The organism is Candidatus Accumulibacter phosphatis, from assembly GCF_012939955.1.
Taxonomy (GTDB): Bacteria; Pseudomonadota; Gammaproteobacteria; order Burkholderiales; family Rhodocyclaceae; genus Accumulibacter; species Accumulibacter delftensis.
On record NZ_SPMY01000111.1, the window covers coordinates 1 to 17,035 of the forward strand.

11 protein-coding genes and 3 pseudogenes are annotated in these 17,035 nt (G+C 59.6%); 6 read left to right on the forward strand and 8 right to left on the reverse strand.

Features of this window, described 5'->3' with window-relative positions:
- From E4Q23_RS21985 to E4Q23_RS22005, 5 genes and pseudogenes are all read left to right on the forward strand, one after another.
- A pseudogene (locus E4Q23_RS21985) lies at nucleotides 1-422 on the forward strand (hypothetical protein); the annotation flags it as partial.
- Between the two features lie 593 nt (nucleotides 423-1,015).
- Nucleotides 1,016-2,758, forward strand: coding sequence for a type I restriction-modification system subunit M (locus E4Q23_RS21990; RefSeq protein WP_169068569.1), 1,743 nt, complete (start codon nucleotides 1,016-1,018; stop codon nucleotides 2,756-2,758).
- Nucleotides 2,759-2,833: 75 nt separating this feature from the next.
- Complete coding sequence (locus E4Q23_RS21995; RefSeq protein WP_169068570.1) at nucleotides 2,834-4,102, forward strand: restriction endonuclease subunit S; 1,269 nt, start codon at nucleotides 2,834-2,836, stop codon at nucleotides 4,100-4,102.
- Nucleotides 4,099-4,539, forward strand: coding sequence for a hypothetical protein (locus tag E4Q23_RS22000; RefSeq protein WP_169068571.1), 441 nt, complete (start codon nucleotides 4,099-4,101; stop codon nucleotides 4,537-4,539). The genes E4Q23_RS21995 and E4Q23_RS22000 overlap by 4 nt, the downstream gene beginning before the upstream one ends.
- Before the next feature lie 23 nt (nucleotides 4,540-4,562).
- Nucleotides 4,563-7,691, forward strand: coding sequence for a type I restriction endonuclease subunit R (locus E4Q23_RS22005; protein WP_169068572.1), 3,129 nt, complete (start codon nucleotides 4,563-4,565; stop codon nucleotides 7,689-7,691).
- A gap of 380 nt (nucleotides 7,692-8,071) precedes the next feature.
- Here the strand turns inward: E4Q23_RS22005 and E4Q23_RS22010 are convergent, their stop codons facing one another.
- From E4Q23_RS22010 to E4Q23_RS22020, 3 genes are all read right to left on the reverse strand, one after another.
- Nucleotides 8,072-8,311 carry a hypothetical protein gene (locus E4Q23_RS22010; RefSeq protein ID WP_169068573.1) on the reverse strand — a complete coding sequence of 80 codons (240 nt, stop codon included), beginning with the start codon at nucleotides 8,309-8,311 and terminating at the stop codon, nucleotides 8,072-8,074.
- Nucleotides 8,312-8,406: 95 nt separating this feature from the next.
- On the reverse strand, nucleotides 8,407-8,781 hold the full coding sequence (locus tag E4Q23_RS22015; RefSeq protein ID WP_169068574.1) for a hypothetical protein: 375 nt from the start codon (nucleotides 8,779-8,781) through the stop codon (nucleotides 8,407-8,409).
- 115 nt (nucleotides 8,782-8,896) lie between these two features.
- Nucleotides 8,897-9,238, reverse strand: coding sequence for a hypothetical protein (locus E4Q23_RS22020; RefSeq protein ID WP_169068575.1), 342 nt, complete (start codon nucleotides 9,236-9,238; stop codon nucleotides 8,897-8,899).
- Nucleotides 9,239-10,145: 907 nt separating this feature from the next.
- On the opposite strand from E4Q23_RS22020, the gene E4Q23_RS22025 reads away from it, so the two are divergent.
- Complete coding sequence (locus tag E4Q23_RS22025) at nucleotides 10,146-12,356, forward strand: helix-turn-helix domain-containing protein (protein WP_169068576.1); 2,211 nt, start codon at nucleotides 10,146-10,148, stop codon at nucleotides 12,354-12,356.
- A 39-nt stretch (nucleotides 12,357-12,395) separates the two neighbouring features.
- On the opposite strand, the pseudogene E4Q23_RS22030 reads toward E4Q23_RS22025, so the two are convergent.
- The 5 genes and pseudogenes from E4Q23_RS22030 to E4Q23_RS22050 all read right to left on the reverse strand — a co-directional run.
- Nucleotides 12,396-12,992, reverse strand: a pseudogene (locus E4Q23_RS22030) (recombinase family protein); the annotation flags it as partial.
- Nucleotides 12,993-13,210: 218 nt separating this feature from the next.
- Nucleotides 13,211-13,414, reverse strand: a pseudogene (locus E4Q23_RS22035) (transposase); the annotation flags it as partial.
- Nucleotides 13,415-13,587: 173 nt separating this feature from the next.
- Nucleotides 13,588-14,559, reverse strand: a complete 972-nt coding sequence (locus E4Q23_RS22040) for an ExeA family protein (RefSeq protein WP_169068499.1) — start codon at nucleotides 14,557-14,559, stop codon at nucleotides 13,588-13,590.
- On the reverse strand, nucleotides 14,559-16,196 hold the full coding sequence (locus E4Q23_RS22045; protein ID WP_169068577.1) for an IS481 family transposase: 1,638 nt from the start codon (nucleotides 16,194-16,196) through the stop codon (nucleotides 14,559-14,561). The genes E4Q23_RS22040 and E4Q23_RS22045 overlap by 1 nt, the downstream gene beginning before the upstream one ends.
- Before the next feature lie 23 nt (nucleotides 16,197-16,219).
- A complete protein-coding gene (locus E4Q23_RS22050; protein WP_169068502.1) occupies nucleotides 16,220-16,882 on the reverse strand; it encodes a recombinase family protein in 663 nt (220 codons plus the stop codon).
- Nucleotides 16,883-17,035: the final 153 nt, after the last annotated feature.

Here is a 17,035-nt window from a genome sequence, read left to right on the forward strand (position 1 = left end):
GTTCTGGGGCCTGCTCGACGAACAGGCCGGACAGCAGGTGGAGGCGCTGGCGGGCGGCGACGCGGGAAGAGGTCGCCGCGATCCAGACGCAGCTTGACCAGGCGGAGCAGGCGATCGGCCGACTGGAGGCCGAACGCGAGCAGGCCGACAACCATGCCGCCGCTCAGGAACAAGCACTACGCGAAGCCGTGGCAGCACGGGCGGCGCAGACCGAACGGATGGCCGCCGCCGAGGCGAAGGCCGGCGAGCTGGCGGCGCGGGTCGAGGACCTCAAGGGCGAACTGGAGCGAGCCCATGCGCGACAGACGGCCGAACGCGAAGCGGTGACGGCTGCACGCGCCGAAGCCCAGGCCGCTGCGGTGGAAGCTGCGCGGTTACAGGGCGAACTGACGGCACTTAAGAAGCCGCGTTCAAGCGCTTGAACGCGGGCGAAGGGGGCGCGGCAACGGGCAGCTTTCTTCGAGAAATCGTCGTTGCGCAGAGGTTGGTTGGGTGGCCGCAAGAGGGCCATGGCGGCGACAAAGCGTGGTTACAGCGCTTTGTCGCCGTTGTTTGTCCGGGCTGGCGTTGTGAAAACAACGGTGCAGTAACGGTAGAACAACGGTGCAGTAACGGTAAAAAAAAGGTAGAACAACGCTGCAGCGCCGGGCAGGATATGTGAAGTAGGCCCACCCGCAAGCGGGTCGTCCTTCTTCACGAAGCCCTTATTCGCACTGCGTGCTCAACGGGAGCCGATCGGCAAGCCAATGCCGCTGGAGCGCGCGCAGTGCGGCATTGGCTGGCACGGCCTGCTGCTCGCCGCCGGCATGTTCGGCAGCGGACACTCTCACTGAACGTCGGAGAGCGGTCATGAAGGCTTAAAGCGCATCAAGGGGTCGTCTCAGAAAACGGACAATAAAGCACGGCCACCCCGTTCGGCGGCGAGGACTTCCCCGCCCTCGATGGCGGGGGCCTCAGATTTGCTCAAGCCAGTTGAACGTATGACAATAGATACTTTTGGCCAAAAAGAACAACGATGAGCGACCCCAACCTTTCATCCTTCATCTGGTCGGTCGCTGATCTCCTGCGCGGCGACTACAAGCAATCGGAGTATGGCAAGGTCATTCTGCCCTTCACCGTGCTGCGGCGCCTCGACTGCGTGCTGGAACCGACCAAGGTCGCTGTCCTTGCCGAGAAGCAGACCCGCGAGGCAGCCGGGCTGAACCCTGAAGCCTTCCTGTTGCGCAAGTCCGGCCAGTTCTTCTACAACACGTCGCCGCTCGACCTCAAAAAGCTGATGGGCGACCAGGACCATATCGGCGAGAACCTGCGAGCCTACATGCAGGCATTCTCGCCGGCAGTGCGGGACATCTTCGAGAGCTTCGACTTTCACACCCAGATCGACAAGCTGGCCAAGTCCGGGCTGCTCTATCTCGTCACCGAAAAGTTCGCCAATATCGACCTGCACCCCGAGGTGGTCAGCAACGCCCAGATGGGCGCCGTCTTCGAAGAACTGATCCGCAAGTTCGCCGAGTTGTCCAACGAGACCGCCGGCGAGCATTTCACGCCGCGAGAAGTCATCCGGCTGATGGTCAATCTGCTCTTCATCGAAGACGACCAGGCACTCACCCGGCCCGGCGTCGTGCGCTCGATCTACGATCCCACCGCCGGCACAGGTGGCATGTTGAGCGTGGCCGATGAACATCTCAGCAGCCTGAATCCAAGCGCCCGCCTGGTCATGTACGGCCAGGAACTGAATCCCGAGTCCTACGCCATCTGCAAGGCCGACATGCTGATCAAGGGTCAGGACGTGGGCAACATCATCTTCGGCAACACCCTGTCCGCCGACGGCCTGCACGGCAAGCACTTCGACTACATGCTTTCGAATCCACCCTTTGGCGTCGAGTGGAAGAAGATCGAAAAGGAGATCCGCAAGGAAGCGGCGCTGCTGGGCTACGACGGTCGCTTCGGCCCCGGCTTGCCGCGCGTCAGTGACGGCTCGTTGTTGTTCCTGCTGCACCTGATCTCCAAGATGCGCCCGGCCGTCGATGGTGGCAGCCGCTTCGGCATCGTCCTCAACGGTTCGCCGCTCTTCACCGGAGGTGCTGGGTCAGGCGAGAGCGAAATTCGCCGCTACGTGCTCGAAAACGATCTTGTGGAAGCGATCATCGGCCTGCCCACCGACATGTTCTACAACACCGGTATCAGCACCTACGTCTGGATTGTTAGCAATCGGAAGCCAGCCGCGCGCAGGGGCAAGGTGCAGTTGATCGACGCCAGCAGCTTCTGGCAGAAGATGCGCAAGAGCCTGGGCAGTAAGCGCAAGGAGCTGAGCCCCGAGCACATCGAAGATATCACTCGCCTCTTCGGCCGGTTCAAGAAATCCACCCGCGATGGCGTGCCGATCAGCCGCATTTTCAACAACGAAGACTTCGGCTACTGGACCATCACCGTCGAGCGCCCCCAGCGCGATGCCGCCGGCCAGGTCGTCCTCGGCAGCAAAGGTAAAGGGAAGGGCAAACCGGTGCCCGACTCCAGTCTGCGCGACACCGAGAACGTCCCGCTCAGCGAGAACGTGGAAAGCTACTTCAAGCGCGAGGTGCTACCGCATGCGCCCGATGCCTGGATCGACCACGACAAGACCAAAGTGGGCTGCGAAATCCCCTTCAACCGGCACTTCTACGTCTTCAAGCCGCCGCGTCCGCTTGCCGAGATCGATGCCGAACTGAAAGGTGTCACCGATCGCATCCTGACCATGATCGGCGGGCTGACGAAATGAGTTTCCCTCGCTACCCGGCCTACAAGGACAGCGGCGTGAAGTGGCTGGGGGGAGGTGCCGGAGCATTGGGATGTGATGCCTCTAAAACGCGACCTCGATTTCCTGACTAGTGGATCGCGCGGATGGGCAGAAAATTACTCTGACGAAGGTGAGCTGTTCATTCGGATCACCAATCTGACGAGGGGGAGCATCGGTCTCGACCTAACTGACATTCAACGCGTCGCTGTGCCAGATGGCGCGGAGGGGTCGAGAACCAAGGTGCGATCCGGCGACGTGCTCTTTTCAATTACGGCCTATTTGGGTTCGGTTGCTGTCGTACCTGATGCACTCGAAAGCGCATATGTGAGCCAACACGTTGCACTTGCCCGCTTCCATCAATTGCGACTGACGTCAAAATGGGTTGGCTTCGTGGCCTTATCCGTTGTTGGGCAGGCATGGTTTGGAATGAAGAGCTACGGCGGCACGAAGATTCAGCTTAGCCTGGATGACGTGAGGGATTTGCCAACTCCGGTCGCACCTGTCGATGAACAGCGGGCCATCGCCGCCTTTCTCGACCGTGAGACCGCCAAGATTGACGAACTGGTCGCCGAACAACGGCGGTTGATGGAGCTACTGAAAGAAAAACGCCAGGCCGTAATCTCCCACGCCGTCATGAAGGGCTTGAATCCAGACGCCCCGATGAAACCTTCCGGCATCGAATGGCTGGGGGAGGTGCCGGCACATTGGGAGTTTAACCGCATTGCCAACGTATTTCGTGAAGTCGGGGAGCCTGGAACTGCCGAACTACCGATTCTCAGTGTCTCCATTCATCACGGGGTGTCAGACAAAGAGATTGCCGAGGACGAATTGGAACGTAAGGTCACGCGGAGTGACGACCGTTCAAAATACAAGCAGGTCTCGCCCGGTGATCTTGTCTATAACATGATGAGAGCTTGGCAAGGTGGTTTCGGAACTGTAACTGTCATGGGGATGGTCAGCCCGGCCTATGTCGTAGCCCGGCCGCTCAAGATGGTGAAGACCGCCTACATTGAGCATCTTCTTCGCACTCCCCAAGCCATCGAACAGATGCGCCGTCACTCGCGCGGAGTAACGGATTTTAGACTTCGTCTCTATTGGGACGAGTTCAAGAACATTCGAGTGGCATTGCCGCCTATAGAGGAGACCACAGCGATTTGCGCGAAGATTTCCGAATTGGAGGAAAGGTTCAGCGCAATGTCAGCCGAATCCGCAGAATCAATTCGACTGTTGCAAGAACGTCGAACCGCGCTGATCTCCGCCGCCGTCACCGGCCAGATTGACGTTCGGGCACTGTCGCCAACAAAAGCAATGGAGGCCACGACATGAGCCTTAGCCAACGCATCGTCAATTTCATCGGCAGCTTGCTGCCACTCTATATTGAGGATGAGGTCGACGGTGTCCGGTGCGCCCGCAGCCTGAACGATGGCACGCTAATCTGCCCCGTGGAGGAGATGGAGGAGTGTGAACACGGCTTCGTGACCGTGTATTGGCAAGGTGATCCGGCACGGCAGACATCGGTGCAAGGAGAATTCATGGCCAGTCTGGCCGTGGCCAAGTACGTCGAGCTTCACCACCTTGCAGAAAACGCCAAAGGCACTCAGAAAGAGATAGAGCACTTGGCAAACCACTTCACCGTCAAGACGGGCGCGTCGCTGACCTTTGAGCTCCCTGATTCGGAGTTGGCGGAATTGATAGGTAAAGCAGTCGGTAAAGTGGGCGAGGCCGTCGTCACGGAAGCACTCAAGAAGCTATTCGGCCTTTGACCCACGAACCGGGGATTCACGGCATGAGCCTGCACCAAGAAATCAGCTTCGAGACGGAGATTTGCCAGCACCTCGCCAATCACGGCTGGCTCTACGCCGAAGGCGCCGCAACCGCCTACGATCGGGCACGCGCACTCTTCCCTGCCGACGTTCTGGCCTGGGTGCAGGCAACCCAGCCCAAGGCTTGGGAGACGCTAACCAAGAACCACGGCGCGCAAGCTGCGGAAACGCTGCTGAACCGCCTGCGCGATCAGCTGGAGCAGCGCGGTACGCTCGACGTGCTGCGCCACGGCATCGAGCTGCTTGGCCTGAAGCAACCGCTGAAGCTGGCTGAGTTCAAACCGGCGCTGGCCATCAATGCCGACATTTTGGCTCGCTACGCCGCCAATCGACTGCGGGTGATCCGCCAGGTCCGCTATTCCCTGCACAACGAAAACTGCATCGATTTCGTGCTCTTCCTCAACGGTCTCCCCGTGGCGACCGTCGAACTGAAGACCGACTTCACCCAAAGCATTGGCGATGCCATCGACCAATACCGTTTCGACCGCCTGCCCAAGCCCAAGGGGCTGGCAGCCGAGCCGCTGCTCTCGTTCCCGCGTGGCGCACTGGTCCATTTCGCCGTGAGCAACACCGAAGTCCATATGGTGACCAAGCTGGCAGGACCAGCCACCGCCTTCCTGCCCTTCAACCAGGGCGACAACGGTGCCGCCGGCAACCCGGTTAATCCGCAAGGTGGCCACCGCACCGCCTACCTCTGGGAAAAGGTATGGGCGCGTGAAAGCTGGCTGGAAATCATTGGCCGTTACCTGATCGCCCAGCGCAACAAGAAGCAGCAGATCGAAACGATCATTTTCCCCCGCTTCCATCAGCTTGACGTCACCCGGGACATTCAGGCCGCAGTGCTCAAGGATGGCCCCGGCGGAAAATACCTGATCCAGCATTCGGCCGGTTCGGGTAAAACCAACTCCATCGCCTGGACGGCGCATTTCCTCGCCGAATTGCACGACGTGCAGAACAAGAAGGTCTTCGACTCTGTGCTCGTCGTTTCCGATCGCACTGTGATCGACTCGCAGCTTCAGGAAGCCCTTTTTGACTTCCAGCGCACGACCGGCGTGGTGGCGACCATCACCAACAAGGACGGTAGCAAGAGTTCGAAACTTGCCGAGGCGCTATCCGGCGACAAGAAGATTGTCGTCTGCACGATCCAGACCTTTCCCTTCGCGATCGAGGCCGTGCGCGAACTGGCCGCCACCCAAGGCAAGCGCTTCGCGGTGATCGCCGACGAAGCGCATAGCTCCCAGACCGGAGAGGCGGCGGCGAAGCTCAAGGCCGTGCTGAGCCAGGAGGAACTGGCGGAGTTGAAAGACGGTGGCGAGGTCAGCACCGAGGACATCCTCGCGGCCCAGATGACAGTACGCGCCAGCGATACCGGCATCACCTACGCCGCCTTCACGGCGACGCCGAAGAACAAGACGCTGGAACTGTTCGGCACCCGCCCGGACCCGACACGACCCGCCGGCCCGGGCAACCTGCCGGCGCCCTTCCATATCTATTCAATGCGCCAGGCCATCGAGGAGGGCTTCATCCTCGACGTATTGCAGAACTACACGAGCTACAAGCTGGCCTTCAAGCTGGCGCACGAGGGAGCCTACTACGACGAGAAGGCGGTTGAGCGAGGCGCCGCGCTGAAGGGCATCATGAACTGGGTGCGCCTGCACCCCTACAACATTTCCCAGAAGGTGCAGATCGTCGTCGAGCACTTCCGCGAATTCGTGATCCCGCTGCTCAGTGGCAAGGCCAAGGCGATGGTCGTCGTCGGCAGTCGGGTCGAAGCGGTACGCTGGCAACTGGCCATCGACAAACACATCAAGGACCAGGGCTACAAGATCGGCACGCTGGTCGCGTTCTCTGGCGAGGTGAATGACAAGGAGTCCGGCCCGGACGGCTTCACGGAACACAGCAAGACCCTGAACCCGAACCTGAAGGGTCGCGACATCCGCGAAGCCTTCAAAGGCGACGAGTACCAAATCCTGCTCGTCGCCAACAAGTTCCAGACCGGCTTCGACCAGCCCTTGCTCTGCGGCATGTACGTTGATAAGCGACTGGCCGGCATCCAGGCCGTGCAGACCCTCTCTCGTCTCAACCGCGCCCACCCCGGCAAGGACACGACCTACGTCCTGGATTTCGTGAATGACCCCGAGGAAGTCCTCGCCGCCTTCAAGACCTACCACACGACGGCCGAACTCGCGGCAACCACCGATCCGAACCTTGTCTTCAACCTGCGCGCCAAGCTGGATGCCGCCGGCCACTATGACGACTTCGAGGTCGATCGCGTCGTCGCCGTGGAGTTGAAGCCAGACGCCAAGCAAAGCGACCTGGTCGCCGCCCTGGAACCGGTCCGCGACCGCCTGATGAAACGCTACAAGGCCGCGCAGGAAGCCCTGGAGGCTGCGAAGGCCAAACAGGACGACAAGGCTGCCGAGGACGCCCAGAACGAACTGAACGCCCTGATCCTGTTCAAGGGTGACATCGGCGCCTTCATCCGTCTCTACACCTTCCTGTCGCAGATATTCAATTACGGCAACACGGCCATCGAGAAACGCGCGATCTTCTACAAGCGCCTCCTGCCGCTGCTAGAGTTTGGCCGTGAGCGGGAAGGCATCGATCTGTCGAAAGTCGTACTGACCCATCACCATCTGAAAAATCTGGGCAAGCAGGGCATGCCGCTCAGCGATGGCGACAAGCCACTGCTCGATCCAATTACGGACACGGGTAGTGGCCGCGTGCAGGAAAAGGAAACGGCGCTGCTGTACGAAATCATCGCAAAGCTGAATGACCTGTTTGACGGCGAACTCACCGAACAGGACAAGCTGGTCTATGTAAATCAGGTAATCAAGGGCAAGCTCCTGGAATCGGAAAAGCTACAGCAGCAGGCAGCGAACAACTCCAAAAGCCAGTTCGCCAATTCACCCGACCTCAAGACCGAACTCATGAACGCAATCATGGGCGCGCTGGACGCTCACACTGCGATGAGCACTCAAGCACTGAATTCGACCACGGTGCAGAACGGGATGAAGGACATCCTGCTGAACCACGCTGGTCTCTGGGAGATGCTGCGCGAGCAGGCGGCTGGGCAAAGGCCGTTGGTGTGAATCAGGGGCCTCTACGTCCGTCCGACCGAAAGTGCTCTCCCGAGGGGATGGGGCGTATGTATGCTGTTTCGCCACAGTGGATTGCGTCCCTTGTGGTTGGCGATGCGATCCGCCGTGGCGAAATGGCGAGCAACCGCCGCGAGGGTCATGAGGTCAGCTGCTTGCACTGCGCCTGCTCCAGAACTACATGGGTCTACATCAATACGCTGATGATTTCTCCTGACCGGCCGCTACGCGACGCGCAGCAGCCGGTGGGCGTAGGATGGCGTCCGTCGGCAGCCGACCCGGTGCGGACAATCAAGGTCTTGGAAAGCGGACGCCCAACCGTCTGAATTCACCGGCCTGCGCGGCTTTTTGCGCAGGTCCGGTGGAATGATGGGTTAGTCAGCTTTTCCAGAGCCTCCACAACAGCCACAGGGAGCACCTGATGGGAGAGCGGAGATTGTATTGGCACGGGCCTCGAAGGAAAGGCTCTTTGTTGCTAAAACTTGCTTGGTACGCTCGATTGTGACGGTAATAATTTCGTCAGTGTTTCCAGATACAAAGAATGATTTGTTGAATCTTTGGTCACCACTCTTTGAAAACTCACGAACAGTCTGGATTACGGGTTTTTCGTTCATATGACCTCCTATTGGTTAAGTGCGTCGAACACGATCCTGCGACAGCCTTTCACTCTCAAGCGAGTTGTAAAACTCAGTGGCGGCCTTGTTTTGCTTTAGCAACCCCTCACCATCAACCGAAAGCGCTGGAATTGAGCGACATCTTTTTTATATCGTCGTAATGCATGATGAATTGATCTTTGAATGTTCTCCGTATTATTTTTTTCATCGATCATTCCTCCCTCGCAGCAAATAGCTACCAACTCAAGCGTATTTACGACCTTGATCACATCCGGAGTAATCGGTTTGTTTGAGTCAATTTTGCTCAATGTGGCCATGTAATCCCACAAAGGGAGGAGCAGTTGCCGCTGCGAAAGTAGCTTTTGGTTTTGGTGCACTTTGTAGGCAACAAGGATCGCTATTGTCGTAGCAACGCCTGACAAAACAGCGCCTGCGGCCGCTGAAATTGCAGTGATCAAACTGACATCCATAGGTGATTCCTTTGCAGGTTAACGTAGAGCTAACCGGCGCTGCGCGGCTTTATCGCTCAGCATCCAGAGAGCGAAGCGAACGGGGCTGAGCGCCGGCGGGTTAGGTTGCATAGGCTCAATGTCGACGGCGATTGGAGTCTATTATTCCGCCGCTAAATGCATAAACACTTTCGCTTCGTGCCTCATCTTCACAGGCGTGAGCTCCCAATATTATTCTATCTCGACCAATATCAAATGCTTTGCGCGCGTACTCGCCCGTGCTCAAGTAGATAACCGGCCTTCTACATGACTCACACTGTTCACTTAGATTAGCAATCCATTTTTCGCCGCTCTGCATTCCGTTCAGCACCTTCGTCGCGATGGAATCTTCGGCGGCAGGATCCTTGCGATTACTCGACAAAGGAATGACGCTTTTAGCGAGAGGTGATTTGCAATAATGCAACGCATGCTCAATCATCATAGATTCCTTCAGGACAATGCCGCAGACCGCGCAGCGACAGAGTTTTGTTTTTTTTTTCGCTTTGTCATGCGTCACCGATTTGTTTATTTCGTATGGTATACGGATAGATGCACGCTAATTGTTGCGACCTACCGTTGAAGGCAAGGGGACGCTGCGCGGCTTTATCGCAGCTTCCCCCTCCCCACTGTACCGCAGTGGTTGGGCCTCGACCGGTCATAGATGAGCGATGACCGTTGCTGGGATGCTGTGGATCATTAGGCAGTGTGGCTTGCTGGTTGGAGTAATAGCCAATATCTCCGTCAAGCTCTGGGAGGTTGCCTGGCTCCGCTCTCCCTTACCCGAGTTGGCGGCCTTGACATGATGCAACGCCCTATCTTTCGCCTGCTGTTCGTTGGCTGCGGTGACAATATATTCGCGAACACTTTCATCGCCTGGGTATGTAAATAGACCCGGTATAGCTGATCAGCCATTGTCATTCTCCATAGTGATCGTACGCGTGACGCAAAGCAATGTGCTAAAGAAGTAAGGAGCCAAATTATCGTAGGGCTGAGAGGCCCAAGTTGTAAGTTGACGTCGTGACGTTAAACGTCGTCCGCAGTTATGTTTAACGTCAGAAGCATATCACGACAACAGCGACTATGTGCTTAGTCCGCCATCACTAGACCAATTGAAATTGTTCATGGAATGTCCTCTATGGAAAGCGCCCCTCACCGCCCGCTTGTGGCCGTAGTGAGCAATTCACCCCCAGACTAAAATCAGCCTCGTGAAAGCAACTTCAGATTTCCTGATCCCGACCGGGAATGTAGGTAGAATTCAGGAATTGCAAGTGGCACTTTATTTTGAAGGCTGTAGTTTTCGTATGGCATAGAGCAAGCGTTACTCGGGGTGCAAGGAGGAGCAGGCGTTGAGGCAGTCGTGGCTTCCGGGGTTTCCCGATGGTGCGCAGAAAGTGGGCGAAGGGTTGGCGATTCTGGAGAAGGATGGCCAAGCGATCTACTTCGTTGGGGGAGACAATTACTTCTCGCACCCTGTAGGAGACGATGCTGGCCGCAGGTTCGCCCTGACCAGTCTGATGGAAAACGGGCACGTCAAGGCGGTCGAACTGGAAAGGCCGCCGCTGTGCATCCCGCACCGCACGTTGATGAACTGGGTGGGACAAAGCCGCAAGGCCGGGCCATCGTCTTTCTTTCGGCCGGCGGCGGCGAACCGGCCGCGGATCATGACGCCGGACAAGAGTGCCGAATGCGCGCGGCTGTTGAGCGAGGGCAAGCGTCCTGCCGAAGTGGCGCGACAGGTGGGCGTCCAGGAGTCGACGCTGCGCAAGGCGATCCGGCGCCAGGGCTTGCCGCAGTTGGCCCCTTTGCCGCAAGACGCAGGGGAATTGGAAGCGGCGAGCACCAAGAGTGAGCGCAGCCGGGCGGATGCGGAAGCCGCCGCGGGGATGGGCACCGCCTGCACGCGCGCCGACGAGCGGATCCAAACGGCGCTGGGATTGGCGACCGGTGCGACGACGCGCTTCGAAGCGAGTCAAGATGTGGCGATGGGAGGGCTGTTGGCCGGCTTGCCGGCCTTGTGTGCGAACGGGCTACTGACCGGCCTGGATCGCCATCTCAAGCTACCCCGGGGATTCTACAGCGCCTTGCACATTCTTCTCGTCCTCGGTTTCATGGCCCTGGGGCGAATCAAGCGGCCGGAACATCTGCGACAAACCTCGCCCGGAGAACTCGGCAAAGTCATCGGCCTGGACCGGGTGCCGGAAGTGCGCACCCTGCGGGAAAAGATCCATCTGCTGGCCAAGACGGGTGACCCCGCCGCCTGGATGCGGGATCTGGCGAAGCTCTGGATGGAAAGCGAACCAGAAGAAGCGGGTTACCTGTATGTCGATGGTCATGTTCGGGTGTATCACGGCGAGCAGGCCAGGCTGTCGAAGCGCTACGTCTCGCGCGAACGCCTGTGCCTGCGGGGCACCACCGACTACTGGGTTAACGATGCCCTGGGTCGCCCGTTCTTTGTGGTTTCGCAGGCGCTCAATGACGGACTCGCCGAGACCCTGCTCAAGGACATCGTCCCGCAACTGCTGGAGATTGTCCCGGGACAGCCGACGCCGGCCGAACTGGACGCCGACCCGACCCTGCACCGGTTTGTCATGGTCTTCGATCGGGAAGGAGCCACCCAGAGTCTCCTCGGCAGACTCTGGAAACAGCGCATCGGCGCACTGACCTACCGCAAGAACGTCAAGGACCTCTGGTCCGAAGACGCGTTTCAGGAACAGGAAGTCCATCTGCCGGCAGGCGGCAGCACCGGGATGAAACTCGCCATGCGCGAAACCCGACTCGGCACAGGCGATAGCAGCCTGGCCGTGACCGAAGTCCGTCGGCTGACCCAGACCGGACATCAAACAGCCGTCATCACGACCGCCCGGCAACTCGGAAACACCACCATCGCTGGGCGGATGTTCGCCCGTTGGTGCCAGGAAAACTACTTCGCGTATATGATGGAACACTATGATATTGATGGACTTCTCGAGTACGGAGACGAATCTCTTCCCGGCACTCACCAGGTCGTCAACCCCCGCTGGCGGGAACTCGACAAGGCCGTCAGGCAAACCCGCCAGAGCGAAAGAAAACTACAGGCTGCAATTGCCAGGACGGCCTTGAATGACGGCGGCGAAATCCAGAAAAACGCCGAGTCTGTCGAAGCACTGCAAGCCGTTCAGGCGGAACTCAAGCAACTTTGCTCGGCGCGCAAAGCAAGCTCCCGAAAGGTGACGATCGACAGTCTGCCGGAGGCCGAGCGCCCGACCCAACTGCCGCCGCTGAACAAAATGCTCTGTGATGCCGTGAAAATGGTCGCCTACCGGGCCGAAACCGCCATGGTGGCGCTATTGCGTCGCCACTTGAAGAAGGAGGACGACGCGCGTGCGCTCATTCGCGAATTGTTCGTTTCTTCCGCCGACATCGAACCGAACGCTCTGGCCAACACCCTGACCATCAAAATTCACCGGATGGCCAGCCCAGCCCATGATCGCGCCATCGCCGCGCTCCTCGATGAACTCACCCTGCAAGATTTCCCGCATCCTGAAACTGGGGCAAAAATGATCTTCGCCCTCGTCTAAAGTGCCAACCGGGTTTCCTCCGAGATCAGGAAGTCTGAACTTCAGGCCATCTGGACGCAACTCGCCGTTTGGCGAGACGTGCCGGTACAGCGTCTGGCGAGTGACGCCGAGTTCCGCACACAGATCACCAACCACGGTTTCCGGCTGCCCCATCGCCGCCATAGCCAATCGCAGTTTCGCGGCGGTCATCTTGAACGGCCGCCCGCCGTTCCTGCCGCGTGCGCGTGCCGAGGCAAGCCCGGCCACGGTCCGCTCGGAAATCAACTCCCGCTCGAACTCGGCCAGCGCAGCAAAAATTCTGAACACAAGCTTACCCGCGGCGGTTGTTGTGTCGACCGCCGCACCGTGACCGGTCAGGACCTTCAATCCCACGCTACGCGCAGTCAGGTCGTGCACGGTGTTGATTAGGTGGCGCAGGTCTCGGCCGAGCCGATCGAGCTTCCACACGATCAGCGTGTCGCCTTCACGGAGCGCCTTCAGGCAAGCAGCCAACCCCGGTCGATCATCTCGTCTGCCTGAAGCCAGATCCTCGTAGAGATGTGAAGGACTCACCCCGAAGCCGATCAATGCATCGCGCTGCAGATCAGTGGATTGGGATCCGTCCGCCTTTGATACCCGCATGTAGCCGATCAACATCTCTTCACCTGTCACATATACGTTCGATTATGTGACAGCGTGAGTGTCATTTTCAGAAGACGACTGCACCAGTTCATTGGGCTGGCCGCCGTGTGTGCAGCGGACTTCTGACCGTCAAAGGTCAGGAGTTCTATGCACGAAACACCGCGAGGGGCTGGGATTGCTCAGAAGTCCAATGCACGGCGCGACGAAGCCGGAACCGCCGGAAATTCCGGCGATCACCCGGAAAGCTGCTTGATGTGCTCGACCAGGCGGCCGAACACCTCGTTCACGTATTCCAGCACCTTGGGTTCTGCGCCCTGCGCACGCAGCGAGTCTTTGAAGGCGTCCAGGTCGGACAGCCATTGCCGATGCAGTCGGCCCAGCTCGTCGAGCTGAGGCCGGAAGACTTGCAGGTTGCCGCTCGCACGAAATGCCTGGTAGCTGTAGCGACGCAAAATGATGTCGGCCCAGACGCACAATCAAGGGGGCTTTCTGACGCAAATTAGTTGAGACGGATAGCGACTCCAGACGCACATTCGGTGATTCTCAAACCACATTACGTGAGACGGACGCACATTGTTGAGACGCTCAATCGCGTTCGCGGTGCGGAGGGTCACAGCGGCAGTCCCACTGCCCGCATCTCCTCGATGAGTTCCGTCGATCGCTGCGGATTCAGCGTGCCGCGCAGCAGTTCGCGGATCTCCACCGGCTTCGCTTCGAACTGTTCGCATAGAGCGCGCACGTCGTACCCGTGCCGCGTCAGTTGGGGTTCCAGATCATCAATGCGCCTCGACAGCACCGTCTCCACGATGGCGGCGTCGATTGGTTTCACACCGGCTTCAAAGCCTGCTTCGAAAGCGCGCACCAGGTGTCGCCCGATCTGCAGCGGGGTTTTGAGCCTTGCGGCCAGGAGGGTGGCCGCGTCGTCGGTCAGCACTGTGCTCGGCTCGACGCCCTCTTCGAGCGAGGCTTTCATCGCCCAGTCGATGTAGTCGCGCTGCCGGTCGCGCAGACCCCCAAACTCGAAGATGGTGGTCCGATCTCCCACCTCCTCCATCTTGGGGCGGCGCAGGTCGTTCTTGAGCTTGGGATGCCCGATCAGAACGATCGCCAACTGCCCGCCGCCGTCCACGACCAGCTCAAGCAAGCGCTTCAAGGCGGTCAGGGTTTTCGGGTGCAGGTCGTGCGCGTCATCGACGAACAGCGCGACCGGCTTCTTGACCTTGCGGAATAGCTCCTGCAGATCCCGCTCGCGCCGCTCCGACTGGCTCGATATCGTGACCGTCTTCTCCGTCGACAGATCGTAGAACAGTGCGGCAATCAGCAAGGGGACGGTGATTTTGGCCTTGTCCAGGGTCAAGGAGCGCGACACGATCACGCGCCCCTCCTTATCGAGGCTGTCGCGCAGGCGCCGCGCGAGCGCGGTCTTGCCGGAGCCGATCACGGCGGTCAGCGCGATCAGACGCCCTCCCTGGATCGCGGCTATCAGGTCGCGAGTCATTTGCTGGTGATGGTCGGTTTCGAAGAATCCAACATCCACGGGCGGACGCCTGAGGTGGTAGTGTCGCATGACTTCGGTGAGCATCAGGCGATTCCTCCTTTGCGCCCCGCCGGGAAGCGAGCGCGAATGGTTGCAATGATGACGGGCCGTGACAGGGTTTCCGCGAGTAGTTGCGTGATGAAGGCGCGGTCCTCATCGCCGAGCTTCGCAAGCGGCAAGCGCAACTCCTCGGCGATGGCCTGCCGAGCCGCTACCGCATTGGGGAAGGTCAGTTCGTGGAAAGGGTCCGGACCGTCGAACGGCTTCGCCGGCGGCATGAGCGCGGCGCCCGGCGGGGCGCACACCACAATGTCGCTCTCTCCGCTCACCGCAGCACGTGGGATGCTGATTTTCTCGGCCAACTGCGCCACCTGGTCGGCACGATGCTCACGCCGACTCTTGCGATGCTTGCGGTAGCGATGGATCGGGATCGGCCCGCCGACCGGCTGAAACGGGCCGTAGCGGTCGTCACCCAGTTCTGCGAAGAGTTCCTGATCAAACAAACCCCACCATACGATGACTTCCTCGCCGGCCAATTCGGCATCCACCTCGTAGGTCACGCCCGCGACGGTCAGGCGGCAGTCGATCGCCACGGTACGCCGCTCCGGCTCGCGGGCGAAGGTGCAGAATCGTTCCCACGAACACATCGCCCGCAGCCCATCTGCGGGAAGGTGCGTGAGCCAGTCCTCCTGGCGGCTGTGGTCTTCGGTGCGGTGGTCCCGATGGTTGTACTTGATCACGTAGTTGACGAGCCAGCGATTGGCCTCCGTTTCGGTCGCTGGCTTGTGAAAGTGATACAGCGTCTCGTGCGCTTCCTTCACCGTCCGGAAGGGACGCTCCACCTTGCCCTTGCTGCGCGCCGTGGTGCGTCGGCCGTCGCTATCGCGCGGCATATGCAGGATGACCTCGACGCCAAGGCACTCCATCACGCGACGGAACACTGCCGACTTACCGACCGGCCCGTTGTCCAGTTGGATCGCGCTCGGGATGCCCTGCAACGGATTTCCTGCTTCTTCCTTGGCTGACATGGCGTTGAACAGAAACCTCAGCCCCGTCTCGACATCCTCGCCGTATACGCAGCGGTATTCCTGGTAGGCCACCCCCGAGCGATCGTCGACGACACTGAACAGCATCAGCATAGGCGCACCCTGCCGATCCGGATCGAGCCACGGTGGGGTTTCCAGCTCCTTCAGGTCTGACGGACTCATGTCGAAGTGCCACAGCGCATTTGCAAATTCGGCCTGGAAGCGCACGGCCGGTGGCTCGCGCGTCATACGATCCCGGTCATAGCCCAGCCGTCGCAGGTGTCGATTGAGCGTGGATTCCGACAGCCGACCTGGCGGAAGCTTCTCGAGTCCATCCGGCGTCTCAACACCGTACTCAACGAGCAGTTCGAGAATCCGGGCATTCGACAGGCAGCGCCCTTTTTTGTTGGTGGTGCGAACTTTCAGGGCAGCGACGATCTCGCACCAATGTTCGATTTCCACAGCCGGCATGATGCGCGGCTTGCCGCGATCTGCCCGGTGCGCGTCTTTCGGACGCCGATCGCCACGCAGAAGGCGATACAAGGTGGTCCGCGAGACCGCGTACAGGTTGGCCATCGAGTCCATCAGCACCAGGCGCTCCGGATGTCGTATCGGCAAGGCCGCTAATCTGCGGCGCAAGGCCACGATCGCCTCCATCGGAACGGCGACACCGGCGCCCACTATGCGCTCCGCTGGACAGTGGATGCCGTGTCTGGTGATTCGTCGCCCGTTTCGGTGCGCAGCAAAGCAGTACCGGCGGCTTTCGGTGAACCATCACCGTTGACGTAGGTGTAAAGCGTGGTCGTCGTGATGCCCAAGCGCTTGGCGACGTCGGCAGCAACGGCCTTTGGATCCGACAGGGCTGCCATCGCCATGGTCAGCATTGCTCGATCCATCTTGCGCGGACGCCCACCCAAGCGCCCACGAGCACGTGCCGCCGCGAGACCCGCCTGGGTGCGCTCGGCAATCAGTTCGCGCTCGAATTCGGCGAAGGCTGCAAAGATGCCGAAGGCCAGTCGTCCATTGGCGGTGGTGGTGTCAATCTGCGCCCCGGCGCCGGTCAGTACCTTCAAGCCGATGCCCCGCACGCGCAAGTCTTCGGCGGTGTTGACCAGGTGTCGAAGATCGCGCCCCAGGCGATCCAATTTCCAGAGGACGAGCGTGTTACCGGGCTGAAGCGCCTTGAGGCAGGCGATCAAGCCAGGACGCGCGTCATTGCGCCCTGAAGCCAGGTCTTCATAGATGCGCTCGGGGTCGACGCCCGCAACAAGCAGTGCATTGCGCTGCGGAGCTACCGTCTGGGAGCCATCGGACTTCGATACCCTGGCGTAGCCGATTAGCAGCACTTCTTCGCTCCGTCAGGAAACAAGGAGCATAGGATGCAATCTTGTGTTGATTTTAGCAACGGGTTTTCTGGTGACCCGTCGGAGCAAAAAGCTGCCGCCTGCTGCCCACCAGAAAACCGACCGTTTTCTTGGCGAGCCCCACTGTGAAAT